The 22759-nt window shown below is 65.3% G+C and carries 25 protein-coding genes; 13 read left to right on the plus strand and 12 right to left on the minus strand.

Features of this window, described 5'->3' with window-relative positions; translation table 11 throughout:
• The first annotated feature begins 23 nt into the window (after positions 1-23).
• Genes G584_RS0104290 through purB form a run of 3 tightly spaced genes read left to right on the plus strand, consistent with a single transcriptional unit; the run spans position 24 to position 2482 of the window.
• A complete protein-coding gene (locus tag G584_RS0104290) occupies positions 24-584 on the plus strand; it encodes a YceI family protein (RefSeq protein WP_028493504.1) in 561 nt (186 codons plus the stop codon).
• Complete coding sequence (locus tag G584_RS0104295) at positions 581-1159, plus strand: intradiol ring-cleavage dioxygenase (protein ID WP_028493505.1); 579 nt, start codon at positions 581-583, stop codon at positions 1157-1159. The genes G584_RS0104290 and G584_RS0104295 overlap by 4 nt, the downstream gene beginning before the upstream one ends.
• 12 nt (positions 1160-1171) lie before the next feature.
• A complete protein-coding gene (purB, locus tag G584_RS0104300; RefSeq protein WP_028493506.1) occupies positions 1172-2482 on the plus strand; it encodes an adenylosuccinate lyase in 1311 nt (436 codons plus the stop codon).
• 11 nt (positions 2483-2493) lie between these two features.
• Here purB and G584_RS0104305 read toward each other — a convergent pair whose 3' ends face one another.
• The gene (locus G584_RS0104305; RefSeq protein ID WP_028493507.1) at positions 2494-3057 is read right to left on the minus strand and encodes a Uma2 family endonuclease; all 564 of its coding nucleotides are present in this window, start codon (positions 3055-3057) and stop codon (positions 2494-2496) included.
• A 73-nt stretch (positions 3058-3130) separates the two neighbouring features.
• On the opposite strand from G584_RS0104305, the gene purC reads away from it, so the two are divergent.
• From purC to purF, 6 genes are read left to right on the plus strand one after another with little or no spacing between them, the layout of a single operon-like run.
• Positions 3131-3826 carry a phosphoribosylaminoimidazolesuccinocarboxamide synthase gene (gene purC / locus G584_RS0104310; protein WP_028493508.1) on the plus strand — a complete coding sequence of 232 codons (696 nt, stop codon included), beginning with the start codon at positions 3131-3133 and terminating at the stop codon, positions 3824-3826.
• A 2-nt stretch (positions 3827-3828) separates the two neighbouring features.
• Entirely contained in the window at positions 3829-4083 is a 255-nt protein-coding gene (purS, locus tag G584_RS0104315) for a phosphoribosylformylglycinamidine synthase subunit PurS (RefSeq protein ID WP_015718047.1), read from the plus strand.
• A complete protein-coding gene (purQ, locus tag G584_RS0104320) occupies positions 4080-4763 on the plus strand; it encodes a phosphoribosylformylglycinamidine synthase subunit PurQ (RefSeq protein WP_028493509.1) in 684 nt (227 codons plus the stop codon). Before purS ends, purQ begins: the two co-directional genes overlap by 4 nt.
• Complete coding sequence (locus tag G584_RS0104325; protein ID WP_028493510.1) at positions 4760-5473, plus strand: HAD family hydrolase; 714 nt, start codon at positions 4760-4762, stop codon at positions 5471-5473. Before purQ ends, G584_RS0104325 begins: the two co-directional genes overlap by 4 nt.
• Complete coding sequence (purL, locus tag G584_RS0104330) at positions 5473-7677, plus strand: phosphoribosylformylglycinamidine synthase subunit PurL (protein ID WP_028493511.1); 2205 nt, start codon at positions 5473-5475, stop codon at positions 7675-7677. The genes G584_RS0104325 and purL overlap by 1 nt, the downstream gene beginning before the upstream one ends.
• Entirely contained in the window at positions 7664-9055 is a 1392-nt protein-coding gene (gene purF / locus G584_RS0104335; protein WP_028493512.1) for an amidophosphoribosyltransferase, read from the plus strand. Before purL ends, purF begins: the two co-directional genes overlap by 14 nt.
• Before the next feature lie 36 nt (positions 9056-9091).
• Here purF and G584_RS0104340 read toward each other — a convergent pair whose 3' ends face one another.
• A complete protein-coding gene (locus tag G584_RS0104340) occupies positions 9092-9367 on the minus strand; it encodes a hypothetical protein (protein ID WP_018111348.1) in 276 nt (91 codons plus the stop codon).
• A 112-nt stretch (positions 9368-9479) separates the two neighbouring features.
• Here G584_RS0104340 and glyA point away from each other — a divergent pair, with 112 nt between their 5' ends.
• From glyA to G584_RS0104355, 3 genes are read left to right on the plus strand one after another with little or no spacing between them, the layout of a single operon-like run.
• Entirely contained in the window at positions 9480-10703 is a 1224-nt protein-coding gene (gene glyA, locus G584_RS0104345; protein WP_028493513.1) for a serine hydroxymethyltransferase, read from the plus strand.
• Positions 10704-10726: 23 nt separating this feature from the next.
• Positions 10727-12331: a DNA repair protein RecN gene (gene recN / locus G584_RS0104350; protein WP_028493514.1), complete on the plus strand. Its 1605-nt coding sequence runs from the start codon at positions 10727-10729 to the stop codon at positions 12329-12331.
• The gene (locus G584_RS0104355; RefSeq protein WP_028493515.1) at positions 12328-13503 is read left to right on the plus strand and encodes a GGDEF domain-containing protein; all 1176 of its coding nucleotides are present in this window, start codon (positions 12328-12330) and stop codon (positions 13501-13503) included. Before recN ends, G584_RS0104355 begins: the two co-directional genes overlap by 4 nt.
• On the opposite strand, the gene G584_RS0104360 is transcribed toward G584_RS0104355, so the two are convergent.
• Genes G584_RS0104360 through gmk form a run of 5 tightly spaced genes read right to left on the minus strand, consistent with a single transcriptional unit; the run spans position 13487 to position 16725 of the window.
• Positions 13487-14098: a MarC family protein gene (locus tag G584_RS0104360; RefSeq protein ID WP_028493516.1), complete on the minus strand. Its 612-nt coding sequence runs from the start codon at positions 14096-14098 to the stop codon at positions 13487-13489. The genes G584_RS0104355 and G584_RS0104360 overlap by 17 nt on opposite strands.
• 6 nt (positions 14099-14104) lie before the next feature.
• On the minus strand, positions 14105-14581 hold the full coding sequence (gene argR / locus G584_RS0104365) for an arginine repressor (RefSeq protein ID WP_028493517.1): 477 nt from the start codon (positions 14579-14581) through the stop codon (positions 14105-14107).
• 10 nt (positions 14582-14591) lie between these two features.
• Positions 14592-15782, minus strand: a complete 1191-nt coding sequence (coaBC, locus tag G584_RS0104370) for a bifunctional phosphopantothenoylcysteine decarboxylase/phosphopantothenate--cysteine ligase CoaBC (RefSeq protein ID WP_028493518.1) — start codon at positions 15780-15782, stop codon at positions 14592-14594.
• The gene (gene rpoZ / locus G584_RS0104375; protein WP_028493519.1) at positions 15783-16082 is read right to left on the minus strand and encodes a DNA-directed RNA polymerase subunit omega; all 300 of its coding nucleotides are present in this window, start codon (positions 16080-16082) and stop codon (positions 15783-15785) included. It lies immediately after the preceding gene.
• On the minus strand, positions 16063-16725 hold the full coding sequence (gmk, locus tag G584_RS0104380) for a guanylate kinase (RefSeq protein WP_028493520.1): 663 nt from the start codon (positions 16723-16725) through the stop codon (positions 16063-16065). The genes rpoZ and gmk overlap by 20 nt, the downstream gene beginning before the upstream one ends.
• 93 nt (positions 16726-16818) lie before the next feature.
• Between gmk and G584_RS0104385 the strand changes: the two genes are divergently transcribed.
• Positions 16819-18246, plus strand: coding sequence for a glycoside hydrolase family 13 protein (locus G584_RS0104385; protein WP_028493521.1), 1428 nt, complete (start codon positions 16819-16821; stop codon positions 18244-18246).
• On the opposite strand, the gene G584_RS0104390 is transcribed toward G584_RS0104385, so the two are convergent.
• Genes G584_RS0104390 through G584_RS0104410 form a run of 5 tightly spaced genes read right to left on the minus strand, consistent with a single transcriptional unit; the run spans position 18243 to position 22759 of the window.
• A complete protein-coding gene (locus G584_RS0104390; RefSeq protein WP_028493522.1) occupies positions 18243-18689 on the minus strand; it encodes a methylated-DNA--[protein]-cysteine S-methyltransferase in 447 nt (148 codons plus the stop codon). The genes G584_RS0104385 and G584_RS0104390 overlap by 4 nt on opposite strands.
• Before the next feature lie 25 nt (positions 18690-18714).
• Complete coding sequence (locus tag G584_RS0104395; RefSeq protein WP_028493523.1) at positions 18715-19812, minus strand: SpoIID/LytB domain-containing protein; 1098 nt, start codon at positions 19810-19812, stop codon at positions 18715-18717.
• Positions 19813-19833: 21 nt separating this feature from the next.
• The gene (gene bshC / locus G584_RS0104400; protein ID WP_028493524.1) at positions 19834-21288 is read right to left on the minus strand and encodes a bacillithiol biosynthesis cysteine-adding enzyme BshC; all 1455 of its coding nucleotides are present in this window, start codon (positions 21286-21288) and stop codon (positions 19834-19836) included.
• Positions 21289-21298: 10 nt separating this feature from the next.
• Positions 21299-21925, minus strand: a complete 627-nt coding sequence (locus tag G584_RS0104405; protein ID WP_028493525.1) for a Crp/Fnr family transcriptional regulator — start codon at positions 21923-21925, stop codon at positions 21299-21301.
• A gap of 9 nt (positions 21926-21934) precedes the next feature.
• Positions 21935-22759, minus strand: a complete 825-nt coding sequence (locus G584_RS0104410; protein ID WP_038050678.1) for a menaquinone biosynthesis family protein — start codon at positions 22757-22759, stop codon at positions 21935-21937.

Consider the following 22759-nt stretch of genomic DNA (forward strand, 5'->3'; position numbering starts at 1 on the left):
TAGCAAAAGGGGAGTGGTAAGGCATGCGATGGCTCGTATGGACCCTGGCATTGCTGGTTCCCAGCCTGGCCCAAAGCTTTGAGGTGGTTTCCGGGGAAGCCCGCTACCGGGTGCGGGAACAGCTGGCGCAGGTGGGCATCGCCGATGCCGTGGGCACCACCCAGGCGGTAAAGGGGCAGGTGGCCCTCCAGGGCACCAGGGCCACGGGGGAGTTCGTGGTGGACCTGAGGGAACTCCGAAGCGACCAGCAGCGGCGGGATAACTACCTCAGGCAAAACACCTTGCAAACGGACCGCTTCCCCACCGCCACCTTCCGGCCCAAGGAGGTGAAGGGCCTTCCTAGCCCCCTGCCCCAAAGGGGCAGGTTCCCCGTGCAGGTGGTGGGGGACCTCACCATCCGGGACGTGACCCAGGAGGTGGTGTGGGAGGGGGAAGTGGAGTTTTCGGGGGAAGAAGTGAGGGTTCGGCTCAAGACCGAGTTCCCCTTTGAACGGTTCCAGCTCACCCCGCCCCGGGTGCCCATCCTCCTCAGCGTGGAAAACCGCATCCGGCTGGAGGTGGACCTCAGCTTGAGGCGAAAATGAAACGGCGCACCCTGTTAGGATTTTTCCTCTCCCTCCCCCTGGCGCGGGCCCAGTGCCCGCCCACCCCGCCCCTCACGGAAGGGCCCTACTACCTTAGGGAGGTACCCCGGCGGAGGGACCTGAGGGAAGGGCTTCCCGGAATCCCCCTTCGGCTTACCCTCCGGGTGCAGGACCGCACCTGCCAGCCCCTTGGGGGCGTGCGGGTGGACCTCTGGCACACGGATGCCCTGGGGCGCTACTCGGGGGTGAACGCCCCCGGGGTCTTCTGCCGGGGCTGGCAGCCCACGGACCACCAGGGCCAGGTGGAGTTTCTCACCCTCTTTCCCGGCTGGTACCCAAGCCGTACCCCCCACCTGCACCTCCGGGTGGAGGCGGGAGGCAGAAGCTTCGCCACCCAGCTTTTCTTCCCCGAGGAAGTCCAGCGCCAGGTCTACGCCCAACCCCCCTACGCGGAAAGGGGGATGCCCCGGATCGGCAACCGCCAGGACATGCTCTTCCGGGCCGACCTCCTCCTGGCCCTGAAGCCCGAAGGGGAAGGTTACGGGGGAAGCTTCGTCCTTACCCTGCCCTTTTAGTACCCTTAAGGCATGGTCCCCCGTTACCAGACCCCCGAGATGGCCGAGCTATGGTCGGAGGAAAACCGCTACCGCATGTGGGCGTTGGTGGAAGCCTATGCCCTCGAGGCCTGGGAAGCCCTGGGCCAGGTGCCCAAAGGGCTTTCCCAAAGGCTTCTTGAGCACCTAAAGGAGCATCCCCTGGACGCCCGCTTCGCCCAGAGGGTGGCGGAGCTGGAGGAGGTCACCCGCCACGACCTGGTGGCCTTCACCCGGGCCCTGGTGGAGTGGACCGGGGACGAGGAGGTGGGGCGCTACCTGCACCTGGGCCTCACCAGCTCGGACATCGTGGACACCGCGCAAAACGCCCTTTTGGTGAGGGCCTTGGACCTGATCCTTGAGGAGCTACGCGAGGTCCAGGAGGAGCTCAAGCGCCTGGCCCTCCGCTACAAGCACACCCCGGCCATCGCCCGCACCCACGGGGTCCACGCCGAGCCCACCAGTTTCGGCCTCCGCTTCCTGAGCTTTCACGCTGCCTTTGAGCGAGACAAGGAAAGGCTTAAGCGCGCTCAGAAGACCATCGGGGTGGCCATGATCTCGGGCTCGGTGGGCAACTACGCCCACGTTCCCCCAGAGGTGGAGGCCCACGTGGCCCGGCGGCTTGGCCTGAGCCCAGAACCCCTTTCCACCCAGGTGGTGCCCCGGGACCGGCACGCGGAGGTGCTGGCCGCCCTGGCCATCCTGGGGGGGAACCTGGAGCGGGTGGCGGTGGAGCTTCGCCACCTCCAGCGCACAGAGGTACTGGAAGCCCAGGAGCCTTTCCGGGAAGGCCAGACGGGAAGCTCCAGCATGCCCCACAAGAAAAACCCCGTGGGTTTGGAAAACCTCACCGGGATGGCCAGGCTCCTTCGGGGATACCTGGGCCCCTCCCTGGAAAACATCGCCCTGTGGCACGAAAGGGACATCTCCCACTCCTCCGTGGAACGGGTCATCCTCCCTGACGCCACCACCGCCAGCCACTACGCCCTGAGGCGGCTAAAGGGCATCCTGGAAGGCCTGGTGGTTTCTGAGGCAAACCTCAAGCGGAACCTGGACCTCACCCGGGGCCTGGTCTACTCCCAGCAGGTGCTGAACGCCCTCATCGCCCAGGGTCTTCCCCGGGACAGGGCCTACGCCATCGTGCAACGCAACGCTCTAAGAAGCTGGGAGGAGGGCCGAAGCCTCGCCGAGCTTTTGGAAGAGGACCCGGAAAACCCCCTAAAGGGGGAAAGGCTTAAGGCCCTCTTTGACCCTGCGCCCTTCCTAAAGCACGTGGACGCCATCTACGCCCGCTTTGGGCTTTGAGGGGAAAACCGTTACCACAAAGGGGCCAGCTGGAGGGCGAAGCCCGGGAGTTCCGGTTCCAGGGAAAGGGTGTCCACACCCTCAAAGCGCTCCGGCTCCTTTCCCGGCCTGTACACCTCCACGGTCCGGGTGTAAGGGTCCACCAGCACCCCCAGGCGCGCTCCCTCCTTAAGGTAAAGGGCCATCTTGGCCCTGAGCTCCTCTATCCCTTGCGAGGAGGAACGCACCTCAAAGACCACGTCCGGAACCAAAGGAGGGAATCCTTCCTTCTCCTCCTCCGACAGAGCCTCCCACCGCTTTTTTTCCACCCAAGAAGCATCCGGGGACAGGATGGCCCCACCCGGTAGCTTGAACCCCGTGGAGGCGTCAAAGACCACCCCCAGACCCCTTTCCTCGTTCCAGCGGGCCAGCTGATACGCCAGCTGGAGGCTCCGCCGACCACTTTGCCCTCCTGTGGGACTCACCCAAAGCCTCCCCTCCGGCGACCGCTCAAACTGGTAGCCGGGATTGCGCTCCGAAAGCAGCCAAAGCTCCCTTTCCCCGATGGGGCGCAGAAGGTCCAGGGATAGGGCCATACCTTCCTCATTGTGGCACCCTCCGGGCTTAAAATGAAGGCTGGATGGGACCAAGGTCCCAAAGCGGAGGCACATGGAAAAGCTTTACGAGGGCAAGGCGAAAATCCTTTACCCGGAAGGGACCGACACCCTCAGGGTTTACTTCAAGGACGAGGCCACGGCCTTCAACGCGCAAAAGCGGGGCCTCATCCCTGGCAAAGGGGTGGTCAACAACAAGATCTCGGCAACCCTCTTCCGCTACCTGGAAGCCCACGGGGTGAAAACCCATTTCCTCGAGGAGCTCTCCGACCGGGAGATGCGGGTCCTACGGGTGGAGATCCTCCCCCTGGAGGTCATCCTCCGCTTCAAAGCAGCGGGGAGCTTCGCCAAGCGCTACGGGGTGAAGGAGGGTACCCTCCTAAGGGTTCCCTTGGTGGAGTACTCCCTTAAAAGCGACCCTCTGGGCGACCCCTTGATCTGCCCCGAGGCCATTTTGGCCCTGGGCCTGGCCACGGAGGAGGAGCTTTCCCAGGTGAAGGCCACCACCCTGAAGGTAGGAGAGCTATTGCGGAACTTCTTCGCCCAAAGGGGGCTGGACCTCATCGACTTCAAGCTGGAGTTCGGCAAAAGGAACGGGGAGATCCTTCTCGCCGACGAGATCTCTCCCGACACCATGCGCCTTTGGGACCAAAAGACGGGAGAGCCCATGGACAAGGATCGCTTCCGCAAGGATCTGGGAGGTGTGGAGGAAGCCTACCAGGAGGTCCTTCGGCGGGTTCTAAGGGGGTAGCCATGCCCAAGTACCAGGCCACCCTGCTCATTGAGCTCAAAGAAGGCATCCTGGACCCCCAGGGCCGGGCGGTGGAAGGGGTTTTGAAGGATCTGGGCCACCCCGTGGATTCGGTGCGGGTGGGGAAGGTCCTCGAGGTGGTCTTCCCCGCGGAAACCCTCCTGGAGGCGGAGGAGAAAGCCAGGGCCATGGGGAAGCTTTTGGCCAACCCGGTGATGGAGGTCTTCACCCTGGAGGCCTTAAAGGAACTCCCATGAAGTGGGCCATCATCCGCTTCCCTGGCTCCAACTGCGACGAGGACGCCCGCTTCGCCTTGGAGAAGGCGGGCTTAAAGGCGGAGTACGTCTGGCACACGGAAACAAGCCTGAAGGGCTTTGACGGGGCCTTCTTGCCAGGGGGCTTCAGCTATGGAGATTACCTGAGGGCCGGGGCCCTGGCGGCCAAAAGCCCGGTGATGGAGGAGGTAAGGCGCTTCGCCCACCAGGGGCGGCCCGTGATCGGGGTGTGCAACGGCTTCCAGGTGCTCACCGAGGCCGGGATCCTTCCCGGGGCCCTCCTCGCCAACCTGAACCTGCACTTCACCTGCAAGGAAGTGGGGGTAAGGGTGGAGCGCAACGATCTCCCCTTCACCCGCCTTTACCAGAAGGGGCAGGTCCTCCGCCTGCCCATCGCCCATGCCGAGGGCCGCTACTATGCGGACGCTGAGACCCTGGCCCGGCTGGAGGGAGAAGGCCTGGTGGTCTTCCGCTACGCCCCCCTAAAGGGGGAAGCGGACTACAACCCCAACGGGAGCCTCCACGATATTGCCGGCATTACCAACGAGAAAGGGAATGTCCTCGGCATGATGCCCCACCCCGAGCGGGCAGTGGATGAGGTTTTGGGCGGCACGGATGGGCTCCCTTTGTTCCTAGGGCTCTTAGAGGAGGTAGCGGGATGAAACCCAAGGCCATCACCTTTGACTTCTGGGGCACCCTCTTCACGGAGGGAAAGGCGTTTTTGGAAAAGGTCATGCCCGCCCGGTACGAGATCCTCCTGGATGCCCTATCCGAGGCCGGGCACCCAGCGGAGGAGCACGAGGTGCGGGAAGCCTACCGACAGGCGGCCCTTGCCTTTGAGGAGGCCTGGAAGGCTGGGGAACACATGTCCGTATACGACCGGGTGGTCCGCATCTTCGCCCTTCTTGGGGCTCCCCACGACCCCGGGCTCATCGCCCTTACCGCCAGGAAGCTGGAGGAAAGCTCCCTTCTAGTGGACCTCGAGGCCCTCCCTGGAGTGGGGGCGCTGAAGGAGCTGGCCAAGAAATACCCCCTGGCCTTGGTTTCCGACACCGGCCTCACCCCGGGCCGCCTCATCCGGGAACACCTGAAGCGGCAGGGGCTGGATGTCTTCCAAGCCTACAGCTTCTCCGACGAAACCGGCTACGTGAAGCCCAAGCCCGAGGCCTTCCGGGTAGCCCTCGAGGCCCTGGGTGTGGCCCCGGAGGAGGCCTTGCACGTGGGCGACCTGCCCCAGACGGACATCAAAGGAGCCTTCGCCACCGGCTACCCCTGGGCGGTGCAGTACGTGGGCCTGAGGGAGGTGAACGGGGAGATCAAGCCCACGGCCAAGATCAAGGACCACCGGGAGCTTCTTCCCCTTCTCCAGTGATGGAAACCCTAGCCCAAGAAATCGGCATCCCGGAAGAGGAGTACCGGGAGATCACCAAGCGGCTTGGCCGGGAGCCCAACCGGGTGGAGCTCTTCCTCTTCAAGGTGATGTGGAGCGAGCACTGCGCCTACAAGAACTCCCGGCCCCTCCTGAAGCAACTTCCCAAGGAGGGGGAGGCCGTCCTCCAGGGCCCAGGGGAAAACGCCGGCGTGGTGCGCATCGGCGAGGGCTGGGCGGTAGCCTTTAAGATCGAAAGCCACAACCATCCTTCGGCGGTGGAGCCCTTCCAGGGAGCCGCCACCGGGGTGGGGGGGATCATCCGGGACATCCTGAGCATGGGGGCCCGGCCCATCGCCCTGCTGGATTCCTTGCGCTTTGGCCCCCTGGGGGACGCTCGAAGCCGCTACCTCCTCAAGGGAGTGGTCTCCGGCATCGCCCACTACGGCAACGCCGTCGGAGTCCCCACGGTGGGAGGGGACCTCTACTTCCACGAGGGTTACCGGGAGAACCCCTTGGTGAACGCCATGTGCCTGGGGCTTCTTAGGGAGGAGCACTTAAGGCGGAGCCGGGCCTCCTTAGGCCGGCCCATCTACTACGCCGGGGCCAAAACGGGAAGGGATGGAGTGGGCGGAGCTGCCTTCGCCAGCCGGGAGCTTTCCGAGGACAAGGAGGAGGACCGGCCAGCGGTCCAGGTAGGGGACCCCTTTTTGGGGAAGCTCCTTATGGAGGCTACCCTCGAGGCCATCGAGAAGGACCTGGTGGAAGGCGTCCAGGACATGGGGGCAGCAGGGCTCACCAGTAGCCTCTCGGAGCTGGCCCATAAGTCGGGCCTCGGGGTGGAGCTGGATCTAGACCGCGTCCCCACCCGGGAAAGGGACATGGGGCCCATAGAGCTTCTCCTCTCCGAAAGCCAGGAACGCATGGTCCTGGTGCCTAAGGAAGGCAAGGAGAAGGAGCTGGAAGAGGTCTTCCAGCGGTGGGGCCTGGACTGCGTGCCCGTGGCCAGGACCATTCCCGAGAGGATCTTCCGCGTCCTCTTCCGGGGCGAGGTGGTGGCCGAGGTTCCCACGGAAGCCCTCGCGGAAGCCCCCACCTACGTGCGCATCGGAAGGGAGGACCCCGAGATTCGAAGGCTCCGGGAGACGCCCCTTCCCCCTCTTGCCGCCAACCCCCAGGAGGTTCTTCTCCAGCTCCTCGCCTCCCCCAACCTGGCAAGCCGGGAAGCCATTTACGAACGCTACGACCACCAGGTGGGAACCCGGACCGCCCTGGTGCCAGGCAAGGGAGATGCGGCGGTGCTCTGGGTGAAGGGAACCCACTTGGGCATTGCGGCCAAGGTGGACCAAAACCCCAGGTATAGCCGCCTCCATCCCCGGCTTGGAGCCATGCACGCCTTGGCGGAGGCCTGCCGCAACGTAAGCGTGGTGGGGGCAAAACCTCTGGCCTACACCGACGGCCTCAACCTGGGAAGCCCGGAAACCCCGGAAGGCTACTTTGAGCTCCAGGAAACCATCGCCGGCCTTAGGGAGGCCAGCGAGGCCCTGGGGGTGCCGGTGGTCTCCGGAAACGTATCCCTTTACAACGAAAGCGGGGGCTGGCGCATCCCCCCCACGGCCATGGTGGGGGTAGTGGGGGTCTTGGACATAAGAAGGCGGGCAGAGATGGGCTTCCGCCGCCCGGGAGAGGTGATCCTCCTTCTAGGGGAGGAGAAAGGGGAGCTTGGGGGAAGCGAGGTCCTCCACCTCCTTACGGGCCTCGAGGCGGGCCATCCACCCAAGCTGGATCTGGAGCAGGAGAAGCGGGTACAGGAGGCCATCCGGGAACTCATCGGCTTGGGCCTCACCCGCACCGCCCACGATCTGGCGGAAGGAGGGCTTTTGGTGGCCCTGGCGGAGATGACCTTCCCCTACGGCCTGGGGGCCACGGTGGAGGTGCGCACCCGGGGCCTCGACCAGCCGTCAGGCCAGCTTGCCACCCTCTTCGGCGAGGCACCGAGCCGGATCCTCTTCACCGTGGCCAAGGAGGACCTCAAGGAGGTCACCTTCCGGCTGGAGGAATGGGGCCTTCCCTACCGCGTCCTGGGCGAAACCGGGGGGAATACCCTCACGGTCCTCACCCTGGATGGGGTGCTAGAGTGGGAGGTACAGGAACTCCTCGCCGCCTGGAAGCGGCCCCTGAGGGAGGTGCTGGATGGACAAGCCTAGGGAAGAGTGCGGGGTCTTGGGGCTTTGGAGCGAAGAACCCCTGGACGTGGCGGGATTACTCCATCTGGGCCTCCTCGCCCTGCAACACCGGGGACAGGAGGCGGCAGGGATTGCTGTATCGGACGGAAAGGAGTTTTTGGTGGAGAAGGATCTGGGCCTGGTAAACCAGGTTTTTACGGAGGAGCGGTTGGCCCGCCTGCGCCTGGGGGAAGCCCGGCTGGGCCTGGCCCACACCCGCTACTCCACCACGGGCTCCAACCTGCGCTTCAACGCCCAGCCCCTCACCGCCCGCACCGCCCACGGGGTTCTGGCCATCGCCCACAACGGCAACTTCACCAACGCCAAACCCCTTCGCGACCGGCTTCTAAGAGAGGGGGCCACCTTTCAAAGCACCACGGACACGGAGGTGATGCTCCTCCTCCTCGCCCGCTTGGGCCACCTCTCCCTCCCCGAGGCGGCCGCCGAGGCCATGAAAGCCCTGGAAGGGGGGTATTCCATCCTCCTCATGGACCGCAGAACCGTGGTGGCCCTCCGGGATCCCCACGGGGTGCGGCCTCTGGCCATCGGCAGGCTTCCTAAAGGCTACGCCTTTGCCTCCGAGCCCCCAGCCCTCGAGCTCATGGGGGCTCGGTACCTCCGGGACGTGCGCCCGGGAGAGGTGGTCTGGGTGGAGGAAGGCGAGCTTAAAAGCCTCCAGGCCCTTCCCCCAAACCCCGCCCCATGCGCCTTTGAGTGGATCTACTTCGCTAGACCCGATAGCCTCCTGGACGGGGTGGAAGCCTACGAAGCCCGTGTGCGCATGGGCATGGAGCTTTTCCGGGAAGCGCCGGCCGAAGCGGACATGGTGGTGCCGGTCCCCGACTCCGGCATCGGGGCGGCGGTGGGCTACGCCCGCTCAAGCGGCCTCCCCCTGGAGTACGGCCTTTACAAGAACCCCTATGCGGGCCGGACCTTCATCCAGCCCACCCAGGCGCTACGGGACCTGAAGACCCGCTTAAAGCTCTCCCCCACCTCGGCGGTGCGGGGCAAGCGGGTGGTGCTCATCGACGACTCCATCGTGCGGGGCACCACCAGCCGCCACATCGTGGCCATGCTGAGGGAAGCAGGGGCCCGGGAAGTCCACTTCCGGGTCTCCAGCCCCCCCATCCGCTTCCCCTGCTACTACGGCATCGACACCGCCGCCCGTAAGGAGCTCATCGCCGCCGAGAAGAGCGTGGAGGAGATCCGGGCCTTTATCGGGGCGGATACCCTGGCCTTCCTCTCGGAGGAAGGGGTTAAACGGGCTATCGGAGGGCCCGTGTGCTTAGCCTGCTTCAACGGGCGCTATCCGGCTGGGGTGCCCGTGGAAGGGGAAAAGCTGGCCTTGGAAATCCTGTAGGCCCCACCCCAGGCCCCTACCGTGGCAGGGCCTGGGTTAATCCTTTGAGGCCACCCCACGCCCCAGGAAAAACCCCGACCCAAGGCCCAGAAGAAACCCCACCAGCAGGAAGATAAAAGCGAAAGCGCCGGTGGAAGCCAGGTGCCAGCCGAAGAACCAGTAGCTACACACCGCATACCGCTCCACCTGCACCCGGACCAGCTCCGGCAGGTCACGGCTAGAAGTAAAGTTGATGAGAATAATGGCCAGGAGCAGGATAGCCAGGGTCAGAAGAAGCCCCCACTTCAAAATCGGGAAAACGCCTCCCTTCATGCCCCAAGCTTACCAAGGGAATCGCCCTTCTCGGGGTCCATCCGCCAACCCATAAGGCATCGGATCCAGGAAGAACCTAGTCCCACCCCGGTTCAGGACCTATAATCGGCCTATGGTCAGGACCAGCTTAAGAGACGAGGCCCTTTTTCAGCTCATCGCCCTGGAGGAAAAGCGCCAGCGGGAAGGCCTGGAACTCATCGCCAGCGAGAACTTCGTCTCCGCCCAGGTGCGGGAGGCCGTGGGGAGCGTCCTCACCAACAAGTATGCGGAGGGCTACCCGGGTGCCCGCTACTACGGGGGATGCGAAATCATAGACCAGGTGGAAAGCCTGGCCATCGAGCGGGCCAAGGAGCTCTTCGGCGCCACCTGGGCCAACGTCCAGCCCCACTCTGGCTCTCAGGCCAATATGGCGGTGTACATGGCCCTCATGGAACCGGGGGAGACCCTCATGGGGATGGACCTGGCTGCCGGAGGCCACCTCACCCACGGCTCCAAGGTGAACTTCTCCGGGAAACTCTACAAGGTGGTTTCCTACGGGGTCCGACCCGACACTGAGCTCATCGACCTGGAGGAGGTGCGCCGCCTGGCCCTCGAGCACCGGCCCAAGGTCATCGTAGCGGGCGCCAGCGCCTACCCCCGCTTCTGGGACTTCAAGGCCTTCCGGGAGATCGCCGACGAGGTGGGGGCCTACCTGGTGGTGGACATGGCCCACTTCGCTGGTCTGGTGGCGGCGGGGCTCCACCCCAACCCTCTACCCTACGCCCACGTGGTCACCAGCACCACCCACAAGACCCTAAGGGGCCCGAGGGGTGGGCTCATTCTCTCCAACGACCCGGACCTGGGCAAAAAGATCGATAAGATCATCTTCCCCGGAATCCAGGGCGGGCCCTTGGAGCACGTGATCGCCGGCAAGGCGGTGGCCTTCTTTGAGGCCCTGCAGCCCGAGTTCAAAGAATATAGCCGCCTGGTGGTGGAAAACGCCAAGCGCCTTGGCGAGGAGCTGGCCAAAAGGGGCTACCGCCTGGTCACGGGGGGAACCGACAACCACCTCCTCCTCCTGGACCTCCGCCCCAAGGGCCTGACCGGCAAGGAGGCGGAGGAGAAGCTGGATGCCGTGGGCATCACCGTGAACAAGAACGCCATCCCCTTTGACCCCAAGCCCCCCAGGGTCACCTCTGGGATCCGCATCGGCACCCCGGCCATCACCACCCGGGGCTTCACCCCGGAGGAAATGCCCTTGGTGGCGGAACTCATCGACCGGGCCCTTATGGAGGGGCCCTCGGAGGCCTTGCGGGAAGAGGTTAGGCGGCTCGCCCTAGCCCACCCCTTGCCCTAGGGAAGCCTTAGAATTGGAAGAAGATGCTCAAGCGCCTCGAGGTGCGCAACCTCGCCGTAATCCGCGAGGCTACCCTGGAGCTCGGGCCTGGGCTCAACGTCCTCACCGGGGAAACCGGGGCGGGGAAAAGCCTCCTGGTGGACGCTTTAGCCCTGCTCCTGGGGGCCAGGTCCGAGGGGCTTCTGGGGCCTTTTGGCGACAGCCTCCTGGTGACCGCCTTCTTCCAAGGTGAGGGCGAGGAGCGCATCCTTTCCCGCCGCATTGGAGGCCGTTCCACCCCGCGGATCGATGGGGAGGTGGTGAGCCTAAAAGAACTCCAAGAGGAGGCGGAAAGGTGGCTTTCCCTCCACGCCCAGTACACCGCCATCGCCCTCCTCTCCCCCAAAAGGCAGCGGGAGCTTCTGGATGCCCTGCTGCCCCCGGGCCTCCTCCAGGAATACGGGGAGGCTTACAGGAAGCATCAAGCCCTCCTTGCGGAAAAGCGCACCCTGGAGGAAGTCCTGAGGGCCAAGACCGAGCGGGAGGACCTCTTGCGCTTCCAGCTCAAGGAGATCCAGGAGGCGAGCCCCAGGCCTGGCGAGGATCAGGAGTTGGAAGCCGAGGCGCAAAGGCTCCGCCATCTGGAAGCCCTAAGGGAGCGCTCGGGAAAGGCCTACACCCTCCTGGCGGAAGGAGGTGCCCTGGATCTTCTTCAGGCGGCCCTCCGGGAGCTAAGGGCGGGGAGCCGCTTTGACCCGGCCCTCGAGGCCCTGGCCAGGGACCTGGAGGCGGCTTTGGAGGGAGGCCGGGCCGTGGCCCGGGAGCTGGAGGACTACCTGGAAAGCCTGGAAGGAGATCCAAGCCGCCTGGCCCAGCTGGAGGAGCGCCTTTCCCTTTTGGAAAGGCTTAAGCGCAAGTACGGCCCCACCCTGGAGGAGGTCCTGCGCTATCGAGAAAGGGCAGAGGAGGAGCTGAAGGCCCTGGAGGGAGGGGAAGAGCGGCTTTTGGAGCTGGAAAGGGCTTTAAGGGTGGCCTCGGAGGCCCTCTATAAAGCGGGAGAGCGCCTTTCCGAAGCCCGCCTCGAGGCGGCACGGAAGCTGGAAAAGGAAATGGAGGCGGAGCTTTCCGCCCTGGGTTTCCCCAAAGCCCGCTTCCAGGTGGAGCTCAAGCCTCTTCCCGAACCTGGGCCCCAGGGCCTGGAGGAGATCCTCTTCCGCTTCTCCGCCAACCCCCACCTTCCCCCCGCTCCCCTTTCCGCGGCTAGCGGCGGGGAGCTCTCCCGCATCGCCTTGGCCTTGGCCCTCCTCACCGGGGCCGAGGCCCCCACCGTGGTCTTCGACGAGGTGGACACCGGGGTGGGCGGGGAAACCGCCTGGAAGGTGGCGGAAAGGCTCGCCCAGCTGGGCCAGGCCCGGCAGGTCCTGGTGGTCACCCACCTGCCCCAGATCGCCGCCCGCGCAAAGAGGCACCTCAGGGTGGTGAAGGAGGGGGAGGAGGTGCGCATCGAGGTCCTGGAAGGGGAAAAGCGCATACGGGAGCTCGCCCGCCTCCTCTCCGGCCAGTACACCGAGGCCGCCCTAGCCCACGCCCGCCTTCTCCTGGAGGGAAGCAGCCAACCTGCACAAGGTCGGGTGGAAGTTCAGGAATGAATCCCCTAGAGGCCCCCTACCCCGTCTACCTTGTCCGGGAAACGGAGGTGGTGCGCAACTCCTTGGCCGAAGGCCTCCCCCTCCCCCAAGGGGACACCCTAGAGGTGGGGACGAAGACCTACCAGGTGGTGCGCCTGCCTGCCCCAGAGGGCACCTACCTGCTTCTCCTCGAGGTCAGCCATCTGGCCGTGCGGGCCAAGGCCTACCAAAGCCTCCTTCGGGTGCTGAAGGGGCTCCTGCAACACGAGGAGCCAGAGGGCCTTCTCAAGGACTTGATCCGCGAAGCCGTGGCGGTGGTACCAGGAGCCGAAGCAGGCAGCATCCTCCTAAGGGAAGGAGCCTTCTTTTACCTGGTGGCCCAGGAAGGTTTCAGCGATCGCCTGCTCATGGCCCGCACCTCCCTGGAGGAGGAGCTCTTCTGGTATGGCCTGGGAGTGGACAACTGGCAAAAGGGCCGGCCCCGGGTCCTCAAAGGGGAGGAGGTGCGGCACCTTTCCAGCCTGAGCACCGTGGAGGCCAGACCCCTCTTCTTCGAGCACGGCCGCCTTCTGGAAATCCAGGCCACCTTGGGCCTGCCCATCGTCCTGGAGGGCGAAGTGCTGGCCACCATGAACCTGGATAGCTTCTCGAACCCTGAGGCCTTCGGCCCTCTTTCCCTGGAGCTGGCCCAGGCCTTCGCCTTGGAAGCCGCCCTCCTCCTCAAGGCCCTTAAGGAGCGCCAGGCCCTGCAGGAGGCCGCCCGCACCGACCCCCTCACCGGTTTGGGCAACCGCCGGGCCCTGGAGGAAGCCTTTCCCCTCTTTCTCCAGGAAGCCCGGACCCTGGGGGAGCCTTTGTCCCTGATCTACTGGGATCTCGACGGCCTTAAGGCCTTGAACGACCGGGAGGGCCACGCGGTGGGCGACCAGGCCCTGAAGAGCCTGGCCCAGGCCCTAAGAAACCTCTCCCGCCGCCGCGACGTGGCCTTCCGCATCGGCGGGGATGAGTTCGTGAGCCTCCACCTGGGCCTGAAGGCAGAGGAGATCCCCACCCTCATCGCCCGGCTTCAGGAGAACCTGCCCTACCAGGTGGCCGCAGGAGGGCTTCTGGTGGAGGGAGAGGACCTGGGGGCCCTCCTCAAGGAGGCCGACAAACGCATGTACCGGGCCAAGAAGGCTAGAAAAGGGCTTTAACCCCATCCGCCACGTACTGCACCGCCAAGGCGGCCAGGAGGATCCCCAAAACCCGGGTAACCACGTTCACCCCCGTGCGTCCCAGGGCCCGGCGCACCTGGGCCGCAAGCCGGAGGAACACATAGGCCAGAGCCAGGACCAAAAAGACCGTGGAAAGGACCACCGCAAAGCCCAAGGGTTCCCTCCGGGCCTCTGCGGCCAGGATAAGGACGCTGGCCAAGGCCCCAGGGCCGGCAATCAAGGGAATGGCCAGGGGAAAGACGGAGATATCCGCCCGGAGGCGGGCCTCATCCTTTTCCTCCTCTGTTTCCCGCTCGTGGTGGGCGAAAACCATCTCGGTGGCGATGCGGAAGAGGAGGATGCCCCCGGCGATGCGCAGGGCCTCGAGGCTGATCCCCAGGTAGCCCAAAAGCCCCCGCCCGAAGAAAAAAAAGGAGACCAAGAGCCCCCCCGCCACCAGCACCGCCCTCCCGGCGATCTGGGCCTGTTTCCTTTGAGGGCGGTCCCCGGCCAGGGCCAGAAAGACCGGCACCAGCCCCACCGGGTCCATGACCACGAAGAGGGTGAGGAAGGATTTGAGGAAAAGCTCCAGCACGAAGGCCTAAAGGCGCATCTTCCCCGCCACGAGGAGTCCCCCGAACTCCTCCTCCAAGGCTCTCGCCCCTTCCTCGGTCCGGGCCACCACCAGGATGGTATCCTCCCCCGCCAGGGTGCCCACGATCTCGTCCCGCTTGAGGCGGTCCATCAAAAGGGCAATGCCGGAGGCGTGGCCCTCCGCCGTCTTCACCACCAGGATATTCCCCCCTCGGTCCACATCCTTGACAAAGAGGCCAAACTGCCGCTTCAGTTCCTCGTAAACGTCCTCGGGAAACTCCATGGAGGGCAGGGCGTACTTGTGCCGCCCCTTGCCCAGGGAAACCCGGGCCAGCCTCAGCTCAGCGATGTCCCGGCTCACCGTGGCCTGGGTCACCTCAAAACCCAGCTGCCTCAGGCGCTCCACCAGCTCCTTCTGCGTGCCGATCTCCTCCCGGCTCACGATCTCCTGAATGGCGCGGTGCCGCTCCGCCTTGCTTCGCATAGACACCCCTCTAACCCTTCCAGAACTCTTTAACCAAGTCCAGTATACGGTCGGCCACCTGCCGCTTGGGCATGCGGGGGAGTTCCAGCACCCGGCCATCCCGCAGGAGGAGGACCACCTCGTTCTCGAAGCTACCGAAGCCCACCCCTTCCCGGTTCACCCAGTTGAGGACGATGAGGTCCAGATTCTTGCGAAGAAGCTTCTCCTTGGCCCGCGCCAAACCCTCCCCGGTCTCCATGGCGAAGCCCACCAGGACCCTTGATCCCTTGTTCTCCCCCAGCTCCTTGAGGATGTCGGGGTTGGGAAGAAGGCGGAGGACCTTTTCCGCCGCCACCTTGGGCTCCTTCTCCCGGCTCACCTCCGCCGGGCGGTAGTCGGCCACCGCCGCCGCCATCACCACTGCCTGGGCCCAGGAATAGCGCCCCAGAATGGCCTCGCGCATCTCCAAGGCGCTTTCCACCCGCACCACCTCCACCCCCCAAGGGGCGGGCAGGGCCGTGGGCCCGGAAACCAGAACCACCTCCGCCCCCCGGTCCCGGGCAGCCTCGGCCACGGCATAGCCCATGCGGCCCGAGGAAGGGTTGGAAAGGTAGCGCACTGGGTCCAGGTACTCCCGGGTGGGGCCGGCAGACACCAGAAGCTTAAGGCCCTTAAGGTCCTTGGGGGTGAGGAAGGCCTGAAGCCTCTCCAAAAGCTCCTCGGGCTCCAGCATCCGTCCCCATCCTTCCCCCTCCCCCGCCGCCGCCAAGGGTCCGTGGGCGGGGCCGAAAAGGGCATGGCCCATGGCCTCGAGGGTCCGGGCATGCTCCTGGGTCCTGGGGGAAAGCCACATGGCCTCGTTCATGGCGGGGGCCCAGGCCACCCGCTTAGCCCCTGCGAGAAGCGTGGCGGAAAGGAGGTCGTCGGCTAGGCCCAGGGCCGCCTTGGCCATGGCGTCGGCGGTGGCGGGAGCCACCAGGACCACATCGGCCCAGCGGGCGAGCTCTATATGTAAGGCCCGGCCATCGGGCCTGAACCAGGCCTCCTCCGTGGCCACCTCCCCTCCAGCGGCCACCGCCAGGGAAAGGGGGGTGATGAACTCCAGGGCCCTGGGAGTGGCCAGGACCCGCACCTCGTGGCCTTGGGCCCTGAGAAGGCGGAGGAGGTGAGGGGCCTTGATGGCCGCCACCCCCCCCGTCACCGCCACCAGGACCCGGGCCACCTACTCCTCCTCTTCCACCGGGTAAAGCCGTTCCATCTCCCTCTGCAGGCGGTCCTCAGGCACCAGGTTCTCCCCGAAGACCAGCCTTCCCATGAGCATCTCCTTCATGGCCCAGGTGACGGGGTTGGGGTCGTCCAGGATCCCCTCGAGGGTCCGCATTTTGGGCCTCTCCTCCGGTTCTAGAACCGTGTTCTTAAAGCGGTGGCGGAGAAGCTGCTCCGCCCGCTTGGCCACCACCACGGTGAGCCGGTACTTGGAATCCACCATGCCAAAGAGCTTGTCAATCCCGGGTTCCGCCATAACTCCTCCGCAGAATCTCGTCCAGCTCGGCTTCCAGGTCCTTATCCCGTTTCAAAGCCCTCTCCAAAGCGGGACCCATCCTAGAAGTGCGCCGCCTCTCAGCGGTAAGGATGGCCAGGAAATCGGCCACCGCTTCCTCTAGCACATCGTTCACGATCACGTAGTCAAAGAGGTGGGCGTTTCGTATCTCCCACTCCGCCTGTTTCAGGCGCTTTTCTATCCTCTCTGGGGTGTCCTTGCCCCGGTAGACCAAACGCCGCTTCAACTCGGAAAGGGATGGGGGCAGGAGGAAGATGAGAACCGCCTCCGGTACCTTCCTGCGCACCTGCAGGGCTCCCTGGACCTCGATCTCCAGGAGGACATCCTCCCCCCGGGCCAAGGCCCGCTCCACCGGAGCCTTGGGGGTACCATAAAGGTGCCCCACGTACTCGGCGTGCTCCAAGAACCCATCCTCCCGCAGCAGGGCCTCAAAGGTGGCCCTATCCACAAAGTAATAGTCCACCCCATCCCGTTCCCCAGGACGCGGGGGACGGGTGGTCATGGAGATGGAATAGAAGAGGCGGGTACGCTCCAGCACCTTGGCCCGCACCGTGCCCTTCCCCACCCCGCTGGCCCCGGTCATGACGAAAAGGCGGCCCCCCATACCCCTCACCCCGGGAGGATACCAAAGCCATCCCGAAGAGACAAGGATTTTTGTGGCCTATCACACACTGCCCGCGTGGTACACTTGGGCCCGGTGGCCTGGTACGAGGGGGCCTTCTTCTACCAGATCTTTCCCGACCGCTATTTCCGGGCTGGCCCTGCCGGAAAGCCTGCCCCAGCAGGTCCCTTGGAACCCTGGGAAGCCCCGCCCTCCCTTAGGGGCTTCAAGGGGGGAACCCTCTGGGGCATTGCGGAGAAAATTCCCTACCTCAAGGACCTAGGGGTGGAAGCCCTTTACCTGAATCCCGTCTTCGCCTCCACCGCCAACCACCGGTACCACACCACGGACTATTTCCAGGTGGATCCCCTCCTGGGGGGGAACGTAGCCCTAAGGCACCTCCTGGAAGTCGCCCACGCCCACGGCATGCGGGTCATCCTGGATGGGGTCTTCAACCACACGGGTAGGGGCTTTTTTGCCTTCCAGCACCTTTTGGAAAACGGAGAGCAAAGCCCCTACCGGGACTGGTACTACGTGAAGGGTTTTCCCCTAAACCCCTATAACCGCCACCCCAACTACGAGGCCTGGTGGGGCAATCCTGAGCTTCCCAAGCTCCGGGTGGAAACCCCGGCGGTGCGGGAGTACCTCCTGGAGGTGGCGGAGCACTGGATCCGCTTCGGCGCGGACGGCTGGCGGCTGGACGTGCCCAACGAGATCCCCGACCCCGAGTTCTGGCGGGCCTTCCGCAGGAGGGTCAAGGGAGCCAACCCTGAGGCCTACATCGTGGGGGAGATCTGGGAGGAAGCCGACTTCTGGCTCCAGGGGGATATGTTCGACGCCACCATGAACTACCCCTTGAGCCGGGCCATCCTGGGCTTCGTGGGGGGAGAGGTCCTGGACCAGGAGCTATCCTCCCGCTCGGGCCTGGGGCGGATCGAACCCCTGCAGGCCCTAGCCTTCAGCCACCGCCTGGAAGGCCTCTTCAGCCGCTACCGCCCGGAGGTGGTGCGGGCCCAGATGAACCTCCTCACCTCCCACGACACCCCCCGCCTCCTCACCCTCCTTAGGGGAAGCGTGGAACGGGCTAAGCTGGCCCTTTCCCTGCTTTTCCTCCTGCCCGGAAATCCCACGGTGTACTACGGGGAGGAGGTAGGGATGGAAGGGGGCCATGACCCGGAAAACCGGGCGGGCATGGTCTGGGACCCGGCCCGCTGGAAGGAGGAGATCCGCCAAACCGTGCGGCGCATGGCCCGCTTACGACAGGAACACCCCGAGTTCCGCACCGCCCCCTACCAGCGGGTCTATGCCGCAGACGGGCACCTGGCCTTCACCCGGGGGCCCTACCTGGTGGTGGTGAACGCCTCTTCCGAACCTTTCCGCCAGGATTTTCCCCTGCATGGCGCCCTGCCTCGAGGGGCCCAGGCCGTGGACCTCCTCTCCGGGAAAACCTGCACCCCGGCGGGAGGACGCCTTTGCGGGCCCGAGCTTCCCCCCTTTTCCGTGGCCATTTGGGTGGAGGTCTAGGGCCAGGCTCCTTCAAAGCGCAGAAGCCAGGCCTTAAGCCCCTCCTGCCCGGCAAACCCCCCAAGCCGCCCGTCGGCGTGGATCACCCGGTGGGCAGGCACCAGGAGGAAAAAGGGCGAGGCCCGCATCCCCGCCCCCACGGCCCTCGGGGAAAGGCCAAGCTCCCGCGCCAGGCTTCCATAACTCTCCGTGCGCCCGTAGGGGATAAGGCGCACCCTCTCGTAAAGGGCCACCCGTTTGGGGGAAAACCCCGTGTAGTCCAGGGGGATGTCCAAAAAATCGGGCTTTTCCCCGGCGAAGTAGGCCAGCACCCGCTCCCGCACCCTTTCGGCCAAGGGACCCCTGGCCTCGAGGCCCCGGGGGAAAAGGGCGGGCTCCAAGCGCCGCACCCCCCGGGGGCTCACCTCGAGCCATAAAGGACCGATGGGGGTGGGAATCAACATGGGTCTTTAGCCGGGTCGGCCGAGGCTATCTTGTGGCCCAAGCCTCCTCGGGGCCCGGAATCCCACCCAGCAAAAGGTCAGAGAGGAAGGTGCCGGGGAAGTAATGCCCAAGGATCTCCCGGTACCCGTACCCCGCCTCCGCCATGCCCTTAGCACCCCACTGGGAAAGCCCCACCCCGTGCCCTGCTCCCCGGCCCTCCGCCTGCCAGCCCCTAAACTCCACCAAGGCCGAAGGCAGGCCCAGGTTCCGCACCAACCGCTGGGCCTCCGGGCCCTGCACCTCCACCCCCAAAAGCCGCAGGCGCCACACCCTTCCCGAGGCGCTTCGCTCCAGCACCACCGGGGAATCCCCAAGGGAGCCAGCCTGGGGCGTACGGCCCATGGCCCTCAAGGCCGCCACCGCTCGCTCCGGGCTCACGGAAAGCTGCCACTGGCTTTTGGGACCCCGGGCGTAGGGGTCCGGCCTCGGCCGCAAATAGGGCAGGGCCTTCTGAAAGACCTCCTCGCTCCCCGCGGTCATACCCCCGGAGTCGGCGTGGTACAGCGCAGAAATGACCCTTCCCTGGTAGCTCAAGACCTTACCCCGGGTAGCCCTCACCGCCTCTCTATGCCTGGGGGTTTCCACGCCCGAGCCCAGGTAGACCTGGCAGATCTCGCTGGCGCAGAGGTCGTAAGGAGCCCGGGGATTCAAGCGGTTCACGGCGAAGGTACGGGCCACCACCGCCTGGGCCTTCAGGGCCTCCTGGGGAAAGCCCTCGGGCATCTCCGCGGGGAGGACGCCGAGGAGGTAATCCTCCAAAAGGACCAGGTTCACCACCAAAAGCTTTCCCCCCTGGGCAAGAAGGTGCACCCCACCCCTATAGGTGCGCCCATCGAGGCGGAAATAGGGGCCGGGAAACTCCCAAAAGGGCTGGAGCCTGCCCTCCACCCAGACTCCTTGGGCCTCCCCCCTGGCCCGCACGGTTCCCTGGCCCTCCGGCAGGAGAAGGGATACTTCCTGGCCTTCCGGCACCTCCTTAAGGAGCACCCTGAGGAGGAGGTCCCCCTCCTGGCCCCGGGAGGGCAGGAGGGGGACCAGCAAAAGGAGGCATGCCAGAAGGGCGCCCTTTAACCCATGCGTCATATATTGTCCCCATCCTACCACCTAGCCCAAAACCAAGGTGGCCCTTCCCAAGATGGGTGCCTCCTGGAGCTTAAGGAGGGCCTCCGGGTGGCGCAAGGCGTACATGGCGAAGGGGTAGACCCGTTCCTGGGGCAGGCCTCGAGGCAAAAGGTGCCGCTTGAGGCGCTCCAGGTGATGCAGAAGGACCGCATCCCGCCCCATGCGGGCGCGAAGGAGCTTCTTCAAAAGCCTTTCCCCCTCCCCCTTCAGCCTCGCCTGGAAGCGGCGGAAAGGCCTTTCCAAGGTGGGCTCCAGGGCACGGGCCTTCTGGCCCAGGGCCTCCACCTCCTCCAAGAGGCGCAAAAGCTCCGCCTCGAGGCCCCTGAACCCTTCCAGCACCTCCTTGACAGCCTTCAGGAAGGCATCCTCCCCCCCATCCACAAACGCCCAGGGATCTAGGCGGTACCTCTCCACAATGCGGCGGATGGGAGGCTCCAAAACCACCGCCCTTAGACGGAGGAACAGGGCAGGCATGGGGATGCCATAAAGGGCGTAAACCCCGGAAAGCTCAGCCACATACCGAAACTCGTTGGGACCCACCACGAAGCCCGCCGTGGGCAGAACCAGGTCCTGGAACACCGGCCTCAAGCCCGCTGCGGGGGTGAGGCGGCTGGGATCGGTCCTGAGGATCTCCAGAAGCTCCTTTTTGCTGTAGCGGCGCACCCCGTCAGTAAAGGCTCCATCCTGGTAAAAAAGCAGTCTTCTCTGGTCTGTTTCTAAAAAAAGATTGGTGGCTCCTGGCTTGCGCTTCAAAGGAGGCTTGCCCCCCAAAGCGCGGATGCGCTCCGCCTCCTGATTGATGGCCTGGGCGCTGGCCAAGGGGTCCTCCAGCTCCCTCTCCAGGGCCTTTTGGAAAAGGGGGGCAAGCTCCGGAGCCATGGGGTCAAAGGGAATGAGGCCCCGCCCCCCCAAAAAGGCCAAGAGGGTGCGGGCGAAAAACTCGGACAGGGTCTCCCCCTCCAAGGCGTAGGCTACCCGGGCATCCCGGGACCAGGGGCCCAGAAACTCCCTCACCGCCTGCCGGTAAGGGGCGAGGGGGATTCGCCCCGCAGGAAGGGGCGGCAGGGGCAGGGACAGGGTACGCCCCTCCTCTTCCAGGAGAAGGTGAAGGTGGCGCACCTCCTCCACATCGTGGTCCTGGGAGGCCACCCAGAAGAGGGAAGCCGCTCCCACCTTCTCCGCCAGGCCCAAGGCGGTGTGGGCCTTGTAGAAGGTCAGGGCAGGCCCTCCCAGAAGCCCCGCCTGCTGGCCCGTGACCACCGCCCCCTGACCCAGACCCTCGAGGGCCGTCAGGACCTCCCGTGGAGCCTGAAGCCGCTTCAGATAAGCCGCAAGCGCCGAAGAAAGTTGGGGATGGCCTTCCCGGCCCAAACGCTCTTTGAGGACCTCTTCCCCCTGGGGTAGGCCCAAAAGCTGGGCCAGGACCTGGGCCTCCATGCTTCAAAGCCTAAAGCGCCTCGGCCAGGCGGGCAAGGGCCTGGGGTTCCCGAACCTCCACCCGACGGTAGCCCAGGTCCACTACCCCCGAAAGGGCCCACTCCCCCAGGAGCTTGGTCACGGTCTCCCGGGTAGCCCCCACCATACGGGCCAGGTCTTGGTGGGAAAAGGCCACCTCCCCCGCCTGGCTTAGCCTCAGGAGAAGCCGGGCCAAGCGCTGGCTCACGGAGAGGTGGCGCAGCTCCCAAAGCCGCTCCTCTGCCTCTTTCAGCCGGGCGTACAGAGCCTCCAGGAGGAAGCGCTCCACCTCGGGAAAACGCGCCCGCAAGGGGGCTAGGGCTTCCTGGGGAGCGAAGAGGAACTCGGCGTAGGTCAGGGCGGTGGCTCCCGAGGTGCGACGTCGCCCCCCCACCAGGACCTCCTCCCCAAAAAGCCCTCCAGGCCCCACCACCCCCAAGGTGGCTGGCTCCCCTTCCGCCGAGCGGGGTCCTTCTAGCCAGACAAGCCCCTCCCGCACCAGGTACACCCCGTCCGCCCGGTCCCCCAAGGCGTAGAGGGGGGTACCCCGCAAGACCCTCTTGGGCTGGAACACCCTGGCCATCTCCCGCCGGGCCTCGAGGGACAACTCCTGGAACATGCCCCAAGTCTACAAAAAGAGGGGGGCTTCGGAGGAGGGGAGAAGCCCTCGGGCCTCGGCCTCAGCAAAGAGCCTCTCCACTGCCCTTTCCCCTTCCTCCCCTACGTCACGGCTGAACCCGTTCACATAGGTGCGCACATGGGCCCAGATCACCTCCTCCGAAAGCTCCTGGGCATGGGCTTTCAGGTAGGGAAGGGTTTCTTCGGGATGGGCAAAGGCGTATTCCAGGCTCCGCCGCACCGCCTCATCCAGGGCCTGGATGAGCCCCTCTCCCAAGTCCCGCCGGGCCAGGATGGCCCCCAAAGGAAGGGGCAGGCCCGTTTCCCCCTCCCACCACTCCCCTAGGTCCAAAACCTTGACCAAGCCGTACTCCGGGTAGGTGAAACGGCTTTCGTGGATGATGAGGCCTGCCTCCACCTTTCCTTGGGCCACCAAGGGCATAATCCGGTCGTACCGCACCTCCACCGGCTCAAACCCTTCCGCGTACAGGGAGAGGAGCAAAAAGGCCGTGGTGTTGCGCCCAGGAATGGCCACCCGGGCTCCCTTCAGGCTCCTCAAGGGTTTCTTAGCCACCACCAAAGGGCCCACCCCTCTCCCCAAGGCTCCCCCGCTCCTTAGGGCCACATACCGGTCCCGCACCCTCCCATAGGCGGCATAGGAGAGCTTGGTCAGGGGTAGCCTCCCCTCCAAAGCCCAGCGGTTTAGGGTCTCCACGTCCTCCAAAACCGCCTCCACGGGAAGGGGGCTTTCCACAAGGCCATGGGTCAGGGCATAGAAGATGAAGGTGTCGTTGGGGCAGGGGGAGTAGCCCAGCTTCAGAACCGGCACCTCCAT

Origin of the sequence: Thermus antranikianii DSM 12462 (assembly GCF_000423905.1) — a bacterium.
Taxonomy (GTDB): Bacteria; Deinococcota; Deinococci; order Deinococcales; family Thermaceae; genus Thermus; species Thermus antranikianii.